13 protein-coding genes and 1 tRNA gene are annotated in these 15,816 nt (G+C 64.8%); 9 read left to right on the forward strand and 5 right to left on the reverse strand.

What is annotated here, in order from left to right:
- Window positions 1-255: 255 nt before the first annotated feature.
- The 7 genes from P2T57_RS14945 to P2T57_RS14975 all read left to right on the forward strand — a co-directional run bounded on the left by P2T57_RS14945 (window position 256) and on the right by P2T57_RS14975 (window position 9,877).
- Window positions 256-828 (forward strand): rhomboid family intramembrane serine protease, encoded by a 573-nt coding sequence (locus P2T57_RS14945; RefSeq protein WP_276302119.1) that lies wholly within the window; start codon window positions 256-258, stop codon window positions 826-828.
- 173 nt (window positions 829-1,001) lie between these two features.
- A tRNA-Ala gene (locus tag P2T57_RS14950) sits at window positions 1,002-1,073 on the forward strand.
- A 179-nt stretch (window positions 1,074-1,252) separates the two neighbouring features.
- Window positions 1,253-3,427: a PD-(D/E)XK nuclease family protein gene (locus tag P2T57_RS14955; protein ID WP_276300009.1), complete on the forward strand. Its 2,175-nt coding sequence runs from the start codon at window positions 1,253-1,255 to the stop codon at window positions 3,425-3,427.
- Complete coding sequence (locus P2T57_RS14960; RefSeq protein ID WP_276300010.1) at window positions 3,427-4,395, forward strand: hypothetical protein; 969 nt, start codon at window positions 3,427-3,429, stop codon at window positions 4,393-4,395. The genes P2T57_RS14955 and P2T57_RS14960 overlap by 1 nt, the downstream gene beginning before the upstream one ends.
- The gene (locus P2T57_RS14965; protein WP_276300011.1) at window positions 4,392-7,811 is read left to right on the forward strand and encodes an ATP-dependent helicase; all 3,420 of its coding nucleotides are present in this window, start codon (window positions 4,392-4,394) and stop codon (window positions 7,809-7,811) included. Before P2T57_RS14960 ends, P2T57_RS14965 begins: the two co-directional genes overlap by 4 nt.
- 380 nt (window positions 7,812-8,191) lie before the next feature.
- Window positions 8,192-9,394, forward strand: a complete 1,203-nt coding sequence (locus P2T57_RS14970; protein ID WP_276300012.1) for a DUF7093 family protein — start codon at window positions 8,192-8,194, stop codon at window positions 9,392-9,394.
- Between the two features lie 87 nt (window positions 9,395-9,481).
- Window positions 9,482-9,877, forward strand: coding sequence for a DUF5611 family protein (locus P2T57_RS14975; protein WP_276300013.1), 396 nt, complete (start codon window positions 9,482-9,484; stop codon window positions 9,875-9,877).
- Between the two features lie 94 nt (window positions 9,878-9,971).
- Here the strand turns inward: P2T57_RS14975 and P2T57_RS14980 are convergent, their stop codons facing one another.
- From P2T57_RS14980 to P2T57_RS14990, 3 genes are all read right to left on the reverse strand, one after another.
- Window positions 9,972-10,334 (reverse strand): NifU family protein, encoded by a 363-nt coding sequence (locus tag P2T57_RS14980; protein ID WP_276300014.1) that lies wholly within the window; start codon window positions 10,332-10,334, stop codon window positions 9,972-9,974.
- A gap of 41 nt (window positions 10,335-10,375) precedes the next feature.
- Window positions 10,376-11,836 (reverse strand): LVIVD repeat-containing protein, encoded by a 1,461-nt coding sequence (locus P2T57_RS14985; RefSeq protein ID WP_276300015.1) that lies wholly within the window; start codon window positions 11,834-11,836, stop codon window positions 10,376-10,378.
- Window positions 11,837-11,902: 66 nt separating this feature from the next.
- A complete protein-coding gene (locus P2T57_RS14990) occupies window positions 11,903-12,880 on the reverse strand; it encodes an ROK family protein (protein ID WP_276300016.1) in 978 nt (325 codons plus the stop codon).
- A gap of 155 nt (window positions 12,881-13,035) precedes the next feature.
- Here P2T57_RS14990 and P2T57_RS14995 point away from each other — a divergent pair, with 155 nt between their 5' ends.
- Entirely contained in the window at window positions 13,036-13,461 is a 426-nt protein-coding gene (locus P2T57_RS14995; protein ID WP_276300017.1) for a hypothetical protein, read from the forward strand.
- A 461-nt stretch (window positions 13,462-13,922) separates the two neighbouring features.
- Here P2T57_RS14995 and P2T57_RS15000 read toward each other — a convergent pair whose 3' ends face one another.
- Window positions 13,923-14,372, reverse strand: a complete 450-nt coding sequence (locus P2T57_RS15000) for a universal stress protein (RefSeq protein WP_276300018.1) — start codon at window positions 14,370-14,372, stop codon at window positions 13,923-13,925.
- 204 nt (window positions 14,373-14,576) lie between these two features.
- Here P2T57_RS15000 and P2T57_RS15005 point away from each other — a divergent pair, with 204 nt between their 5' ends.
- Entirely contained in the window at window positions 14,577-15,317 is a 741-nt protein-coding gene (locus tag P2T57_RS15005; protein WP_276300019.1) for an SDR family oxidoreductase, read from the forward strand.
- Window positions 15,318-15,329: 12 nt separating this feature from the next.
- Here P2T57_RS15005 and P2T57_RS15010 read toward each other — a convergent pair whose 3' ends face one another.
- The gene (locus tag P2T57_RS15010; protein ID WP_276300020.1) at window positions 15,330-15,779 is read right to left on the reverse strand and encodes a CBS domain-containing protein; all 450 of its coding nucleotides are present in this window, start codon (window positions 15,777-15,779) and stop codon (window positions 15,330-15,332) included.
- Window positions 15,780-15,816 lie beyond the last annotated feature (37 nt).

The raw sequence follows: 15,816 nt of genomic DNA on the forward strand, positions 1-15,816 counted from the left end.
CACCTTGCCGCCGTTCGACCGGCGGAACTTCTCAATTTCTTCGCTTCGAACAGCCGCGCACGCGCGACGCGAACGCTCCCCGGTCTTTTTGACCGCGCCGGACGAATCGGCGTGCGTGCGACGGCCGAGGCAAGCGGTTCGACGTGACGTACCGGCTACCGGCGAGACGCTCGTTCGTGGAGGGACGCCGTGAGCCATCGGTACGACCCCGAATCGACCGATTCCGGGGCGACCGAAGCCGAGTCGTCGGGCTGGATGGTCGGCAGTCCGACGGCCCAGACGCTCGCCGTCTTCCTCGTCGTCTTCGCCGCCCAATCGCTGGTGAGTCTCGTCTCCGAACGCCTCGCGTTCGGCCTGTTCGTCCTCGCACCGCCGATTTCGCTTCGGCCGTGGACCCTGCTGGTCAGCGTCTACGCCCACGCGGGCCTCGCCCATCTGGTCTCGAACGCGGTGGTCCTCGTGCTGGTCGGCTTCGCCGTCGAGCGCGTCACGACCACGTGGCGCTACCACATCTTCTTCGCCAGCGTCGGCATGGCCGCGGGCCTCGCGCAGGTGGTCGTCTCCGGCGCGGTCGGTGGCGCGTCGGCGGTCCTCGGAGCCAGCGGCGCGGTGTTTGGGCTGGTCGGGTATCTCCTCGCGGGCAATCCCGTCACGGATACGGTCCTTAGCTGGCTTCCCCTGAGCGGGCGGGCGCGAATCGCGCTCTTGCTGGTGGTCGCTGGGGGTGTGACCATGCTCACGGCCGCGCCGGGCGTGGCGCTGGTCGCGCACTTCGCCGGATTTGCACTCGGCCTGTTAGCGGGGCGCGGTCGGATTCTTCGGGCGTAGCCAGCGAAGCATTGTTTTTATTTGGTAAAGATGCAGTTATCGTTTCTAGAGAAACTTTTTGGTGTCTTTGTACTGTGGGGTGTCTCCTCGTCGTCGCCGTGGAATCCGTCGCCACGCCCGCCCCGAAACATAAGGTTCTAATAAGTGGGTGCGCTACGAACTATTGCGTTCGAGGGCTCGTAGATCAGCGGTAGATCGCTTCCTTCGCAAGGAAGAGGCCCGGGGTTCAAATCCCCGCGAGTCCACTACAACCTTTTACTGCGGCCGCGCCCCGAGAGGCCCGGCCTTGTAACACGTTGCTGAAAACCCTGCGTCGCTCCCGTTGGTCGCTCCTCGGTCCGACATGTACAATAATTATAATTCACCAGCTACACGAATACAGACATCTATTTACGATGGTGCAGTAATGCCCGGATTACAACGAATGGGTACGTCACGACAGACACCGCAACTCGACGGGACGCTCCACGTCTTGCCCTTCGACGGCGGGTCGCTCGCGGCCCGCGTCGAGGACGCTTTCGATACGGCCCTCGATTCGGTCGCCAAGCCCCAAGACGTGCTGGTCCTCAAGCGCCTCCCGAACGGCGTCGCCGAGTTCACTACCGACCTCCGCGAGCGGACCGGCCTCTCGGTCCGCCCTAACGTCCAGTCGCTCCCCCGCCACGCCGCCACCGTCCTCCACGAGGCCGCTCCCGACAAGCGCCTTCTCTCCTACGAGGAGCGCATCGAATTTCTCGCGCGGGTCCTCGAGGGGTACAACTGGTCGTCGTACTTCGAGGACGCCAGCGAACACGACTCGTTCGGCCGCGACGTGGGGCAGTTGCTCCTCGACGCCGCGTGGCAGGGCGGGTTCGACCTGCCCGACCAACCGGGCGAGTACGACGAACTCCTCGCGGAACTCGCCGACGTGAACGCCGCGTTTCACGAGAAACTCGACCAGCGAGGACTGGTCGAGCAGGCCGACACGATTTCCCGCGCCGTCGAAGCCATCGACCGGCCCGGCGTCCGCGAGCGAATCGAACGCGAGTTCGACGCCGTGGTGGTCGTGGAGTTCGAGGAGTGCGCCGCAATCGACCGGGAGTATCTGGCGGCGCTGACCCGGAACGCGGACCTCTACTGCGTCGCCGAGAACCAAGCCAGTATCGAGCGAGTCAAGAAGGAACCCGGCGGCGTCGAGCGACTCGCCGACGGCCTGACCGTGCTGGACCGCGCGGCGAAAGACGCCGCCAGAGATGCAGTTTCGGACTCGGAGCGCGGGAGGGTCGGCAGGCAGTTCGGCGCGTTTCTGGCGACCGGCGACTGCGACGCTGAGGCGACTGCCCGCCTGATAGAAGCCGGGACGCTCGACCAGCAGGTCGAGGAGGTCGCCAACGAAATCGAGTACCTCCGCGCGGAACACGGGTGGGAGTACGACGACTTCGCGGTCCTCCTCCGGACCATCGGCGACCCCATGCCCCGCGTCCGGCGGATTCTCCGCCACTCGGGAGTACCGACCGCCTCGGCCGGAGTCAACGGCCTCGAACAGGACTTGGCGGTCCGCGAACTCCACGCCCTCGCCCAGTACCACATCGACGACGAAAACCACGCCTTCGACCTCCTGACCGCCCGCGTTCCGGACGTGGACGACGAACTCGTCCGGGAGTGCGTAGACTCCCACTCGGTGGCCCAGAGCCTCAAAAACTGGATAGTCACGACCGACCTCAAGCGTCGAATCGCCGAGGACGCCGCCGACATCGACGCCCGCGAGCAGTTCCGGAACATCTCCCGTCTCGTCTCCATCGCCGAGTTCGTGGACGAACAGGATTTCCTCGAAAGCAACTGGTACCAGTTCGCCCGGATGCTCGAACGCGCCATCACCTACGACGCCCCCTACGCCCACACCGCCGAGGTCAACGTCGCAGAGGGCGGCGTCACCGTCGGCGACACCGCGCTGGTCAAGAACGACTCCCGGAAAGCCGTCTTCCTCCTCAACGTCGTGGACGCCGAGTACCCCGGCGAGGAGGTCCTCTCGCCGCTGTTCCCCACGACGTGGATAACCAAGATGGAGGGCTACCCGGCAGTGACCCGACCCACCGAGGAGAACGTCACCGACACCTACGCGACGGTCTCGGAGGTTTCGGGCGACGAGTTCGAGCGGTACCACGACGAACGCGCCCGCCGCCAACTCGCCATCGGTGCCCGGTCCGCCGAGGACCGACTCTACTTTTGCACCTACGAGCAGTCACAGGGGTCGGTCGGCCGACGCCAACACCGGTCGCGCTACCTCCACGCTATCCGAAACCATCCCGATTTGACCCTCGAAACGGTCGAGGGTGCCGGTGAGGACCGGGACATCCACACCCTCGGAAGCGCCTCCACCGAAATTCTGTCCCAACCGTGGCACGAACTCGAACGGGTACAGGCCGAAGCGAGTACAGGGAGCGAAGACAAAATCGAACTCGAATCCACCGAGGAGACCCTCGCTGGGATTCAGCGCGTGCTGGACGACAGCGACGACGTGAACCCGCGGTTCGAGCGAGCGGTCCGGACCCAGTTCGACCTCGCCCGCGGGGCGGTCCGTCCAGACGAGAACCGCGGCCCGACCGGAGGTGGTGAGTGATGGCCGAGAACGTCGTCACCGCCGACGAAATCACGGCCCACCTCCAGTGTCCTCGGCAGTACGAGTTCGAACACGAGCGTCCGGTGTCACCACCTCGGACGAGCGATGAGGACATCGCAGACCACCGTCGGGAGACGTTGCGACAGTCCATCATCGCCGGTTTACGCAAAGACGTTGAGTCATCCGACGACCGGGTGTATGCGGCGTTTGACCGCTTCGACCAGTTGTGGCGGTCCTCGCGGCTCCCGTACTTGACCGACGAACAGGCGCAGTACGACGAGGCGGTTGTCAAGAGAGCAATCGAACAATATCTGTCTAACTCTGGCCACGAACACGCCGAGAATCTGCTCGCTACCGACACGACGCTCGGCTACGAACGCGACGACATCCGATACGAAACCACCGTAGACGCCATCTTCGAACAGGAAAATGGCTATCTCGCCGTTCGATACGTCCCGGACTTGAATGGCGTCGTGAAACCGTGGTCCGACAATAACGTTCAAGATTTCCGTAACGGACGCGAGTTTTATCCTCATCAAATAGGAACCCTCGCCCGGACTGCAATAGCGGTTCGAGGTCTCATGGACGAATACGGTCTAGACCCGAACTGCAAGTTTGCCTATATTTCCCTACTTGACGATAGTCAGTCTGTCTACGGGTCCGACGAGATTCATTTCGAGGTCGAGTACCGGAACCTCACCGTGGACTACCTTGATGAAAAAAAGGAAGTTAACGACCTCGTTGCAAACCGCGCAAGAGCGATACTTGACGGCGAAACTGATCCCAAAGCGTGGCAATTCGACGAAATTACCGATAATTCCTGTTCGCACTGCCCGTATCAGAACGCCTGCCCGGAGTATTTCGAATCGGAACTGGCCTTCACCGACCGCTCCCAGTTTCAGTCTGAGTCTGACGAATCGTCCGACCAACCACCTGCTCGCCAACCACCCGCGGAGGAAAACCGATGACTGACGATAGTTCCATCGAACTTAAAGGAAACCAACCAGACGTTATCGACGCCACCGGAAGCGCACACAAGGTAGAGGCCGTCGCGGGTTCCGGCAAGACGACCACGATGGTCGAACGGCTTCGGAAAGAGATACAGACTCGGGGGACGCCACCGAGTCGGTTACTGGTCCTCACGTTCGCTAACGAGGCGTCTCACACGATTCAGGACAAACTCCGTGACGCCCTCGGTCCTCACGACGCCTTCGAGGTGGACGTGTACACCTACCACTCCTTCGCCTACCAGTTACTCCGGGACCACGCCTACTACCTCGGCGTCTCGCCCGAGTTCGAACTCGTCACCAAGGAGGACCGGCCCAAACTCCTCGAATCGGTCTACGAGGAAGTTGATTTCTCGTTTGTCGCGCCTGATTCCCCGTCGGTCGATAGTACGAACGACCGGAATTCCGGCTTCTCCGACCTCGAAACGTTCGTGAAATGTATGCGCCGAGAGGCGGTCGCTCCCGACAACATCCGGGCGTATCTCCCGGCCGACGACGATTTGCGGGACCTCCTGCGATTGATCGAGGCTCTCCGAGAGATGGCCTCAGAGGTCATTGGCGTAGACGAAAACGACCTCTGGAGCGAGAGCGACGAGATAGCCGAGCGGTGCGACCAGCTAGCCCGCGTCTACCACCGAAAGGCCGACGAGTTCGACGTACCAGACCGTATCTACTCGGTCGTTAGTGACCACCTCGAAGCGATGGGTGATACCGCCGAGAACGCGGCCGACCACTTTCGGGCGACCGACAATCTGGCTAAGGCCGAGGAGTTGATTCCTGAGGTTCTCTTCGATGACAACCAGATAAAATCCGTAGAACAAACCCCAATGGGTCGGCTCTCGGAGTTCGTCCACATGCTCCGTCGGTCTCGGGCCTTCGTTGACGCCTACGACGCCTACATCGGCGCGCTGGACGACCGAGGAGCCTTCGACTACGACGAACTCATCCACGAGGCCGTCTCGTTGCTTCGGGACGAGGAGGTCCGCGACGACATCCTCGGCCAGTGGGATGCGGTCTACTGCGACGAATTCCAAGACACCGACGAGTCCCAGCTCGAACTGGTCCGAGAGTTGCGCGACGAACTCGACATCATGGTGGTCGGCGACAGCGACCAAGCCATCCACGAGTGGCGGGGCCAAGACCCCGAGAACATGTCGAACCTGCCCGACTCCTTCGAGGAGCAGGACCTCGGTCTCAACTTTCGGTCGCGCCAGCCGATTTTGGACCTGACGAACAACCTCGGTCGCGGGAAACAGTCCATCGAGTCCGACAGGGACCCGGCACCTCCGAACGTGTTCAGGGTCGATAGCGAGGAGGAGCGGACCACCGAGCAGGTCAGCACGTCGATTTCGAACCTGCTGACCGGCCGGTTCGAGGACGTGACCGACCGGGACCTCTCGGACATCGCGGTCCTCGTCCGTGGGAACAAACAGGCCCGCGACGTTGCCGACCAACTCGACGCCGACAGCATCCCCTACACCCTGTCGAACGACACCGCGAGCGACCTGAGTCAGGGGCTTCGGACCGTCCTGTCGTACCTCCGAATTTTGGTCTCGCCGGGCGACGACGTGAGTTGGCAACGAGTGTTGTTGCACCTCTACCGGGTTCCGGAGGCCGACGTTGACGCCCTCCTGCGCGCTGGCGAGACGGTTCCAGAGGGGTACGACGCCCTTGCCCGCGCTGGCGACGCCGAGGACCGACTGGAGGCCCCCGACGCGGTGGCCGAGGCCATGGCCGACTACGAGACGCTCCAAGCCGTGTCGGCGACCCACTCGATTTCGGAACTCTACCTGCATCTCAAGCGCGAGACCCGAATCGAGTGGTTCCTGCGCGACGTGGACCGAGACGCCCTCCACAACGTCGAGCGCCTCATCTCGTCGTTCGACGACAGTCCGGTCCAGTCGCGTCTGACCGACGAGTTCGTCACCCATCTGGAGCGTCGGGCGCACCTGCTGGCCGGGGGCGACGACACCGCCACCAGCACGGGACCGCAGTCCGACGACGCCGTGGACGTGATGACGATTCATCAGGCCAAGGGGTTGGACTTCGACACGGTGCTGTTACCCTTCCTCACCGAGGAGGACTTCGGCCACATCACCCTCGACCGGTATCAGGAGAAACTCCACAACTACGACGTGCTGGTCGAGGACGTGGCGGGCGAACTGGACGACCCGCTCCGGGACGACCTGCGCGACTCGCAGGTCGCCGAGGAGTGGCGCGTCCTCCACGTCGCCATCACCCGCGCCAAGGAGAACCTGTTTCTGTTCGGTAACGACGTGTCCGACGACGACCCGACCGCCCGGATGATAGACGACCTGCTGGCGGGCGACGACAGCGACGCACCGATTCGCTGGTCGTCGGAAGGCCCCCGGATGCGGGTCTGGGAGGCGCTGACCGACAGCTACGACCGGATTGCCGACGAGAACCCCGATGCGGTCCGAGACTACACCGATGTCGTCAACCGGGGCGTGGACGAAGACCCCGGCACGATTACCTACTACGAACAGGTGTTGTCCACCGACGACGCACTCGAAAAAACGCTGACGTTCGCCGACAGGGTGGTCGCCGGGACGCTGGCCGACGCCGACACCGACACCTCGCAGTTCGCCGACGCGCCCCTCGGGCAGGAACTCGACGTGGAACTGTCGCGCCAGCACAGCCACACCGCCCTCGAAGCGGTCCGGGACTGCGAGCGCAAGCACGTCCTCGACTACGTGGTGGGTGCCTTCTCCGACCCGCGGTCGGGGTCCGGGTCGGCGTCGTCCGGCAACCACCGGGCCGACGTGGGGTCGCTGTTCCACGACGTCGCGGAACGGGCCTACTGGCGCGACTACGACGACATCGCCGAGTGGAAAGAGGCCTGCCGACGCCTCGCTCGGAGCAACGACCGCACCCACGTCCTCGACGCGACACTGGACTGCATCGACCGGTACTTCGAGACCCGCGCTGTCGAGTGGGAGGCGGTCGGTGCCGAGGTCCCCATCGAGTTGACCGACCTCGCGGAGGTTGACGGCCCCGTCACCGGCTACATGGACTCGGTTCGGGAGTACCCCGACGGCGGCCTCGCCGTCATCGACTACAAGACCAGTTACGCGAAGAAAACCCTCGCCGAGAGCCACCAGCTACAGCTCTATCTCCGGGCATGCGAGGAGTTCGACGCCGAAGTCACCCACGCCGGCTACGTCTACGTCGGCGAGGCCGGGCCGGACACCCAACTGTTCACCGCCGCGGAGCTAGCCGAGATGTGGACGGACCTCCGCGAGGACCTTCGGAAGGCCGATAGCTCCTCGTTCGACAACTACACGCCGGGTCCGCACTGCCGGTACTGCGAGCATCGGTCGCTCGGGTGTGCCCCCGACGAGTTCCGGGTGGAGTGAGGGTCCTCGGTCCTCGCCGGGAAGTCTCCGGAAGGTGCTAGAAGGTGAGACTTCGGAGCGAAAATTTCTCCTCTCTACTTCACCCTCTAGCTTACTATACCTTGCTATAAAACACCTAAACAAGTGTTTAGGGGTTATAAATGTTTCTTGATGGGTGGGATTCGAGTGTCGTAGACAGTTATTCTCGTATCGACAGGCTAGCGGATTCGTCGTGCGAACGCCCCCACCAAAACCCCATGCAGTAGGTTCTGCAAATCAACCCATTCCAGTTTAACATCTGATTCTTCCACAGTTACCGTCTTGACTCCCTCGTCGCCGTCTGACGCGCGGCATACACCGAAACACAGGGTTTACCACACATGAACGTAAGGAAAAGCACAATGAGTCTCAGGTGTTCGCTCCTCGGCCACAACTACGGGGAGGCAGAAATCGAACGGGAACGCGAGGAGCAGGGAAGCGAAGTCGTCGTGACCGTCCGAGAGTTCGAGGAGTGCGAGCGGTGCGGCGACCGGAAGGTCGTCACCGAGAACAAGGAAGTGACCGCCATCCAGTCGCCCGCTCCCGACCTCGAATCCGCCGAGTCCGACGCGGTGGCCGACGAATCCACCGGTCGGGCCGCGAGTGGCGAACCCGACGCCACTGGAGGCCGTGGCGCAGGTAGCGGACCCGACGCCGCCGGCGGACGCGCCACCGGCAGTTCCGGCGCAGGCGGCAGACCGAACGCGAGCAGTGGACCGAGTTCGACCGGCGGACCGAACGCCAGCGCCGGTGCCGGCGCGAACAGCGGTTCGACCGCTGGCGGTCCCGCCGCGGGCACCGGGCGGACCGGGACCTCCCAACCCGACGTACAGATGGGGGCCGACGCCGAGGACGACGACGCCGAAATCATCGGCGGTTCGTCTGACTCCGAGAGTTCGTCGGCGGCGTCGTCGGATTCGTCGGCGTCCCCGAACTCCTCGTCTGGCGCGTCGAGGACGCCGGGCCAGTCAGGTGGGTCGGGCGCGTCCGGCGGGGCGGGCGTCGGCGGAACCGACCTCGACGACGGCCAGTCGGCCGCGGACGACGACGGCGTGATTCTGGACGACGACGGCGATTCGGGTTCGAGCGCCGCGGGCGGCGACGCCGACCGGACGCCCGGCGAGTGGCCCGACGCCGAGACCACCCATCCCGCCGAGGCCGACGACGGTCCGGGCGATTGGCCCGCGGTCGGCCGCGAGGACGACGACGAGGGATTCGACGCCGGCCCGGCCGGGGGCGGGAGTTCGGACGTGGAGTTCGGCGGCGGTCTCAATCCCGAGTCGGCCCCGGAGGTCGAGGACGACGAGTCCGAGGAGGTCGAATTCGTCAACGCCGACGGCGACAAACTGGGGACCCGCGACTCCGGCGCGAGCGAGGCCGACTTCTCGTCGGGCATCTCGGCGGGGTCCGACGCGCCGAACCTCTCGGGTCCCGCCGCCGACCCCGACGTGGACGCCGAGTTCGTCTGCCCCGAGTGCGACTATCGGGAACCGGTCTCGGGGTCGTCGCTCCGCGCCGGCGACATCTGTCCCGACTGCAGTCGCGGTTACATCGCCCAAGAGTGACACCTTGATTCGAGACCAGAGCGTCGGATTCAAGAGGGAGAACGACGCGAAAAGGGTTTACACCACCCTGTCCAATGGGAGATTACCATGAAGGAGTACAAGATGCGACGCGGCGAACATCTCGAGGACCGCGTCCCCGACATGAAGGCGAAAGTCGAGGAGTTCTTCGGCGAAGTCACGGGGACCGAGGAACACAACGGTCACGAACTCTACGTGGTCGACAATCCCGACAACCCCGTCTTCGAGAAGATTCTCGCGGGTGCCGCCGAGTACAGCGGCAAGAAGGACAAACTCGCCGTCCACTTCGAGGAGCGCGAGGCCGAGGAAGTCATCGCCGAGGGCCACGCCGACGCCGCCGCCGACGCCGTGGACAAGAAAAACACCTTCCTGCTGGAGGCCACCGGCCGCGACGCCAAGGCCCGCAGAGACTCGATGAAGCGACAGGTCGAGGACGACGCCGAGACTCCTGACGGCGTCTCGTAGTCACCGCGGTCACTCCGACTTCTTTCTTCTCGGACCCACTCGGGAGCGACAGCGTTGGCTGGTCGGTGTCGAGTAACTCCGGAATCCGACCGATTCAGAAGTGGTCGCTGTTGGGCGACCCCTCGCCCCGGCCGCCGCGTCCGCCCTCGTTTCTGTCGATGCCCATGACGCTCTCGGGTTGGTCGATGTCCCACTGGCCGGTGCCGTCGTCGGCGACTCGGACCGTCACGTCCTTGACCTCCTCGAAGTCCTTGGCGAGGTCGAGTTTGATGTTCTGGGCGGTCCGGGGGCTGATAGCACACCCCGAACACGCGCCCCCGAGTTCGACGACGACCTCGCCGGTCTCGGGGTCGGCCTTCTGGACGGCGCTCTCGCCGCCGTGCATGCTGATGATGGGCATCTGCCCGGTCAGCCACCGCTCGACGCGGGCCTTCAGCGAGTCGTCGTCTTCGGTCATGGGTTGAGTGTAGGGTCTCGCGGGGTGGTAGGACTTTGGGTTTACTGGCGGTACTTCTGCCACGCGCCCGCCCCGACGAGCGCGGCGATGCCTGCCGGGAGACCGAATCCGGGTGCGCTCCCCGCCGACGAGTCGGCGTTGGCGGTCGTCTCGCCAGCGAGGGCGGCCTCCTCGGTGGTCGGAGTCGGCGTCTCGGCGGGGGTTTCGGTCGCCGAGTTCCCCGACCGGTTCTCGCCGGTCGCGGTCAGTGACGGCGGGTCCTTCTGGGGCTTGTTCCGGGCGTCCTCTATCGGGAAGGTGTAGAGGCCGCCCTTCCCGTTCGACCGCTGACCGTAGCTACTGGCGACGAAGAACCGCTCGGTCGCGCGCTTGGCGGTCCAGAAGGAGGCCTCGTCGGGCATGCGCCACCACGCCAGTTGGGTGGGGTTCGCGGGATTCGAGATGTCGTGAATCTTCACCCCGCCCTGATACCACGACGAGAACAGTCGGTCGCCCACGATGTCGAAGTTGTGCGAGGTGGTCCACGTCCCGTCGATAGAGGAGTCGGACGTGGCCGGGGCGTCGATGGTCGAGAGCTTTCGGGGGTTCGAGAGGTCCGAGGTGTCCCAGAGTTGGAGGCTTCCGGGGCCGCCCTCTCCGCCGGCGGCCCACGCCTCCTTGTTGATGCCGAGCAGACTCCCGTCGTCGTTGGCCATCGCGTAGTGGGCGTTGCCGGGGAGGCTGATGACCTGCGCGTGGGCCTCGTCGTCGGGAATCGCCCGGAGTTCTTCGAGGGGTCGCCCGCCGATTCGCGTCCGGAACTGCGGGTCGGTGGGGTCGCTCACGTCCACGATGTAGGTCCCGGCGTCCCAGTGAGAGAGGTACGCCAATCCGTCTTGGACCCACACGTCGTGGAGCGTCCAGAGGCCCGAGGCCACCTCGCTCCACGTCTCGTCGCGGGAGGTTAGCGACCAGCGCCCGATTTCGTTCGGATTCCCGTCGCTCACGTCCACCATCACCAGCGCGTTGGTCTCCGCGCCGTTCCCGGTCAGGTAGACCACCCCGTCCCGGAGAAAGCAGTTGTGAATCGGGAAGTCGGTCTCGTGGAAGGCCATCCGGGAGGGATTCTCGGGGTCGCTCACGTCGTACAGGACGAACCCCTGCAACACCTCGCCCTGAATCGGGTTTGCCGGTCCGGCGACGACCAGTCGGTCGTCATCGACTTTGAGGTCCTGAACCAGTCTCAGCGGTCCGGTCTCGCGCTCGGAAATGAGATTGCGCTCCTCGAAGACGAGTCGGGGGTCGCTGGGAATCTGCACGTCCACGACTCCGAACCCGTCCGTCGTGGCGACGTAGGCGAAATCGCCGCTCGGGTCCGGAACCGTCTCCTTGGCGTTCTTGACGGGGATACTCCCGAGCGGACTGTACGGTCCGGGATGGGCAGTCCCGACTCCAGCAGTTGTGCCGACTGCGCCGAGTGCGACCGACCCGGCGACCCCCCGAAGAAACGCACGCCGTTGCATGGAGGTAACGTAGGCCCGAAGCAGGATAAAAGGGAGGGCAGAGGCGAACACGACGAGTGCGGCGAGTCAGACCACCGAACTCGTTCGGTCGCCCGTGCCGCCGGTCAGGGCGCTGGCGATGGCCCCCTTCAGCACCACGTCGTCGCCGAGGTTCGTGAGTTGCACGTCGGGGACGTTGTTGAACACCATGTCGCCGACGCGCTCCCGGATGGGGTCCACCACGAGGTCCTCGTTGTTCAGCGCGACTGCGCCGCCGACGTAGACCACCAGCGGGGCGTAGGCCTGCACGATGTTGCTGACCCCGAGGGCGTTCCAGTGGGCGAGTTGGTCGATTACGTGGTCGGCGAAGTCGTCGTCGCCCGCCGACTCGAACACGTCGATGGCGGAGAACTCGGGGTCGTCGAGCGGGAGGTCGGTGTCGAGGCTCCGGGCGTCCTCGGCCAGCAGTTTCGCGTACTCGGGGATGTTGTTGCCCGAGCAGTAGGCCTCCCAGTGGCCGTCTCGGCCGCACCCGCAGGTCCGGCGTCCTCGGGGGTCCACGACCATGTGGCCGACTTCGCCCGCGTTGCCGTCCCACCCGGAGAGGACCTGTCCGTCAACGCAGACCCCGGCACCGATGCCGGACGAGATGGTCAGGTACACCATGTCGTCGGGGTTGCGGTCGCTGTAGAATCGCTCGCCGATGACGCCCGCGATGGTGTCGTTGTGGAGGTACACTTGGTCGCTGTCGATGAGTTCGCCGACGGGACCGGTCAGCGGAATCCGGTCGATGGTGTCGGGGAGGTTGGCCGGACCGTCTATCGCGCCGTCGGCCAAGTCAAGCGGACCGATGGACCCGATGCCGGCAGACCGGACGCGAGCGGGGTCGATGTCGGCACCCTCGCAGGCCTCGCGGATGCACTCTAGCACGGCCTCGGTCACCGCGATGCCGGTGGGGCCGTTGGGCGTGTTGGCCCGGTGTACGCTCACCACGTCCCCCTCGTCGTCGGCGACTGCCGCCCTGACGTTCGTCGCGCCGAGGTCAACGCCCACGTAGTACGCCATTCACCCCGGTAGGACGGTCCGGCGGCACTTAACTACAAGCATTTACTCGGCGACGAGTATGCGATTGCGTAGCGTGATGGGGTTCCCCGTTCGGCCCGGTCGTCCTCGACGCGACTCCCACGAAGATTAACATCCGCGGCGTGCTATCTGGTAGCATGTCTGACTCGGACGACTCCCCCGGCACGGACGCCAATGGCTCTCCCGGCGCGGGCCTCTCGGACGAGGAGGTCTCAGCACTCCACGAGGCCGAACTCGGCATCGAGTGGTTGCACCGGGCGCACGGCCACCTCGTGGAGTTCCACCACGCCACGGGCCACGCGATGGACCACCTCGCCGACGCCGAACAGCGCCTGCGAGACGCCGGTCACGACGGTCTCGCCGACCGCTTGCGCGACGACCTCCTCCCGCGAGGAGTCGTCGGCGACACGTGGTCCTACGGCGTGCTGGAGGCGTTTCAGGACGGCCCGCTGGACGACGCGACGACATTCGAGCGAGAGGCCCGCGAGGACCTCGTGGACGGCGAGCGCCACGTCGCCGAGCGCCGACAGGAGCGCGAGTGGAAGGGTCGGTCGGAGAAGTAGCACTAGCCGGAGACGCAGGCCGGTCCGCCGGCGGCGGACCGGCCGCAACTCGATTCCGCGAACGCTCGACTGACCAGACCACCGACAAACGCTTGATTGACCAATCTACCGGCAAACGCTCGGTGAACCAGCCGACAGTTTGGGTGGATGAAGGGGCCGCCCGGTCGCGCAACGCTTGGTCGTCTCTGTGGGCAACTATTTCTGCGCGGGCGGTGTCTCGCCGAACGGGGAGAGGTCGTTCGAAAGGCGAAGCCTTTCGTGATCACGAAAATCTCCGATTTTCGGACGACGATGGCTCGGAAGACGCGGTTTGTCTTCCGGTGCTGAGAGCGCAGAAATATCCCGCAGAGCGACCGCGACCGGGCGGGGGCTTTCTAAAACAACCTCGTCCCAGTTTCGCTGTTCACATCGACTGAAAACTCGAAACCGCTTTCGTGAAAAACTCGAACCCTGAGGGACATCTAATCTCCTCGAACGAACGTCACGGGACACGGAGCATTCAGCATCACTTCCTGCGCGGTGCTCCCGAACACCGCCTTGCCCGCCGGTGAACGTTTCCGCCCGCCGACCACCACGCGGTCGGCGTCCACCTCCTTGGCCAACTCCACGATGGTCTCGCCGTGGTCGCCGACGCGGCCCCGGACGCTGTACTCGACGCCGGCGTCGTCGAAGCTACGAGTGAGGTGGCGGACCGTGGCGTGGCGCTGGGCCACCTCGTCGGGGTCGATTTCGCCGTCCGGGTCGTAGTCGAGGTTGCTCACCACGCCGTCGAACTCCTCGTCCGTGAAGACGTGGGCCAGCACCACGTGGGCACCGGTCGGTCCCGCCACCTCGCTGACTGCCGCGGCTAGCTCCTCGGTTCGGTCGGCGTCGCCCGGCCCGACCGCGAGCAGAATGGTATCGAGTGCCATACCTGACCGTTCACCCGCTCGATATTAATGGTATGTGGCCGTGACGATTTTCGCTTCCCCCGAAGCTTCTCGATTCGGAGCATCAATATCGCGCACTAAAGAATTGTATGTATTTTCTAAACAATGCTACCTATTTCTCTCGGCGAGGACCGTCTCCCGCCGGAAGCCTCAACGTAGAAATGCGTCGCCCTCGAAGTTCGGCGCATGATTCGACCGGACCTGAGCGACCGCATCGCACTCGTCACCGGGAGCGCCAAGGGCGTCGGCAGAGAGGTCCTCCTCGCGCTCGCCGACCGAGGAGCATCCGTCGCAGTCCACTACCGCTCCAGCGAGGACGCCGCCGACGAGACCGCCGACCGCGCCCTCGACCGGGGCGCACCCGAGGCCACCACCGTACAGGGCGACGTGGCCGACCCAGACGACGTGGACGCGATGTTCGACGCCGTAGAGGACGAGTTAGGCACCGTGGACGTGCTGGTGAACAACGTCGGTCCGTTCGCGCCGAAGCACTGGGAGGACATCCCCTTCGAGGAGTGGAACACCGTCTTGCAGGCCAACGTCAACGGGACCTACCTCTGCTGTAAGCGCGCCCTTCCCGGAATGCGCGAGTCGGCGTGGGGGCGCATCGTCAACATCGGCTACGCCAGCGCGGAGAAGGGCCTGATGTCGCCCAAGAACGCGCCCTACTTCATCGCCAAGCAGGGCGTGTTGATGTTCACCCGGATGCTCGCCAACGATACCCAGTACGAGGGCATCACCGTCAACGCCGTCTCGCCCTACGTGGTCGAGAACTCCGACGAGTTCCCCGACGACCTGCCTCGGGGGCGTCCGGCCGGATTCGAGGACATCGAGCAGGCCGTCCTCTTTTTCTTGGACGAGGACAGCGACTACATCAGCGGCGAGAATATCGAAGTGGACGGCGGGTGGTTGCCCGAGGAGGTCTGACGGGACACCGATTCAAATCCCGTCCGCGTCCCACGTCCGCTCCGCCGACCATCCCTCTCGGCCCTCCTCCAGTCCGACCGCCTCGTCGATTAACTTCTCTTGCTTGCGCACCACGTCGGTCATCGTGAGGATGCCGACCATCTCCATCGACTCGACGACGGGGAGCTTTTTCACGTCCTCGTCGTGCATCTGGCGGACCGCCTTCCGCACCGTCGCGTCGGGCGCGGTCGTCACCAGCGACCCGGTGGCCGCCTTGGCGACCGGAATCTCGGGAAAGGGCCGCTCGGAGAGGTATCCGGCCTTCAGCGCGTCGGTCTCGGTGACGATACCGGCCGGGTTGCCCTCGCGCGTGACGACGGCGCTCCCGACGCCCTCGCGGAGCATTTGGCCGACCGCTTCCTGAAGCGAGGCGTCGGCGGGGACCGTCACGACCTCGGAGGTCATGGCGTCTCGAACGAGCATGTCTCTGGATTGATGGGTGATGCACGTGTTTCTTCGG

This window comes from Halorussus lipolyticus (genome assembly GCF_029338375.1).
GTDB lineage: Archaea > Halobacteriota > Halobacteria > Halobacteriales > Haladaptataceae > Halorussus > Halorussus lipolyticus.

What these genes read in the sequence shown, in the direction of transcription:
- P2T57_RS14945 (WP_276302119.1), top strand. Translation starts at nt 256, where the DNA reads ATGGTCGGCAGTCCGACGGCCCAGACGCTCGCCGTCTTCCTCGTCGTC.
- P2T57_RS14955 (WP_276300009.1), top strand. Translation starts at nt 1,253, where the DNA reads ATGGGTACGTCACGACAGACACCGCAACTCGACGGGACGCTCCACGTC.
- P2T57_RS14960 (WP_276300010.1), top strand. Translation starts at nt 3,427, where the DNA reads ATGGCCGAGAACGTCGTCACCGCCGACGAAATCACGGCCCACCTCCAG.
- P2T57_RS14965 (WP_276300011.1), top strand. Translation starts at nt 4,392, where the DNA reads ATGACTGACGATAGTTCCATCGAACTTAAAGGAAACCAACCAGACGTT.
- P2T57_RS14970 (WP_276300012.1), top strand. Translation starts at nt 8,192, where the DNA reads ATGAGTCTCAGGTGTTCGCTCCTCGGCCACAACTACGGGGAGGCAGAA.
- P2T57_RS14975 (WP_276300013.1), top strand. Translation starts at nt 9,482, where the DNA reads ATGAAGGAGTACAAGATGCGACGCGGCGAACATCTCGAGGACCGCGTC.
- P2T57_RS14980 (WP_276300014.1), bottom strand. Translation starts at nt 10,334, where the DNA reads ATGACCGAAGACGACGACTCGCTGAAGGCCCGCGTCGAGCGGTGGCTG.
- P2T57_RS14985 (WP_276300015.1), bottom strand. Translation starts at nt 11,836, where the DNA reads ATGCAACGGCGTGCGTTTCTTCGGGGGGTCGCCGGGTCGGTCGCACTC.
- P2T57_RS14990 (WP_276300016.1), bottom strand. Translation starts at nt 12,880, where the DNA reads ATGGCGTACTACGTGGGCGTTGACCTCGGCGCGACGAACGTCAGGGCG.
- P2T57_RS14995 (WP_276300017.1), top strand. Translation starts at nt 13,036, where the DNA reads ATGTCTGACTCGGACGACTCCCCCGGCACGGACGCCAATGGCTCTCCC.
- P2T57_RS15000 (WP_276300018.1), bottom strand. Translation starts at nt 14,372, where the DNA reads ATGGCACTCGATACCATTCTGCTCGCGGTCGGGCCGGGCGACGCCGAC.
- P2T57_RS15005 (WP_276300019.1), top strand. Translation starts at nt 14,577, where the DNA reads ATGATTCGACCGGACCTGAGCGACCGCATCGCACTCGTCACCGGGAGC.
- P2T57_RS15010 (WP_276300020.1), bottom strand. Translation starts at nt 15,779, where the DNA reads ATGCTCGTTCGAGACGCCATGACCTCCGAGGTCGTGACGGTCCCCGCC.